This window comes from Mycobacterium ostraviense (assembly GCF_002705925.1).
Lineage (GTDB): Bacteria > Actinomycetota > Actinomycetes > Mycobacteriales > Mycobacteriaceae > Mycobacterium > Mycobacterium ostraviense.
This window is the reverse complement of the sequence record NZ_NKRE01000156.1, coordinates 1-984: the sequence shown is the minus strand read 5'-3', so window position 1 is coordinate 984 and position 984 is coordinate 1. Positions and strand designations below refer to the sequence as shown.

Here is a 984-nt window from a genome sequence, read left to right as displayed (position 1 = left end):
TTTCGGTAATAGAGTGAGTCGTTGCGTCGGATTTGCCTTGCGGTGTAGGACAATTAGCGTGTGGCTGGATCTGGTGGCAAGAAGCGATCGAGGGCCGGCGCTCGGGTGCGTGCGCGGCGGGACTTTGAGGCTTTGCAGAACCGGCGGATGGCCGCGGCAGACATGTTCGCCCGCGGTAAGCGTCAGGTCGACGTGGTCGACAAGTTGGGTGTTTCGGCGCAAACTGCCTCGCGCTGGCACCGGACCTTTTTAGCCGAGGGCAAGAAGGGATTGGCCGGCGCCGGACGGGCCGGCCGGTTGCCCAAGCTGTCCGACGAACAACTAGCGCAGGTGGAGCAGGCCCTGCTGCAGGGCCCGCGGGCCAACGGTTTCCCGACCGAGATGTGGACCCTGGCGCGAGTAGCCAACCTCATCGAGACGGTGACCGGCATCCGCTACGGCCAGACGCAGACGTGGACACTGCTGCGTGAGCGGCTCGGGTGGAGCAAACAGCGCCCGGCGCGGCGCGCGGTCGAACGCGACGATGAGGCGATCGCCACCTGGGTCAAACAGGATTGGCCGCGCATAAAAAAAGCGCGCGGCGCCGCGGCGCCTGGATCATCTTCCAAGACGAAAGCGGGTTCTCCCTGCTGCCACCGGTAAGGGGAACCTGGGCACCCAAGGGTCATACCCCGGTGCTGCGACACCGATTCTCCTGGACTCGGCTGTCGATGTCGGGCGCGCTGGCCTACCGCCCCGACGCCAGCGAGGCCGCATTGTTGTTCCAGATCAAGGAGGGGTCCTACAACAGCGACTCACTGATCGAGTTCCTTACCGACCTGCACCACCACTTCGGCGCTAACAAGATCACCCTGATCTGGGACAACCTGCCCTCCCACAAATCCAAAGCCATGACCGCATGGCTCCAACAGCAACGCCACTGGCTCACCGTCGAACGGCTACCGGGCTACGCCCACGACCTCAACCCCATCGAAATGGTATGGG

The 984-nt window shown here is 64.0% G+C and carries 2 protein-coding genes; both read left to right on the top strand.

The genetic code is table 11. From position 1 onward, the window contains the following. Window positions 1-60: 60 nt before the first annotated feature. Window positions 61-642: a winged helix-turn-helix domain-containing protein gene (locus tag CDN38_RS28455; protein WP_204903272.1), complete on the top strand. Its 582-nt coding sequence runs from the start codon at window positions 61-63 to the stop codon at window positions 640-642. Continuing rightward, window positions 555-984, top strand: a 430-nt coding sequence (locus CDN38_RS28450; RefSeq protein WP_180276470.1) for a transposase, incomplete at its 3' end; no start/stop codon positions are given. The genes CDN38_RS28455 and CDN38_RS28450, both read left to right, overlap by 88 nt.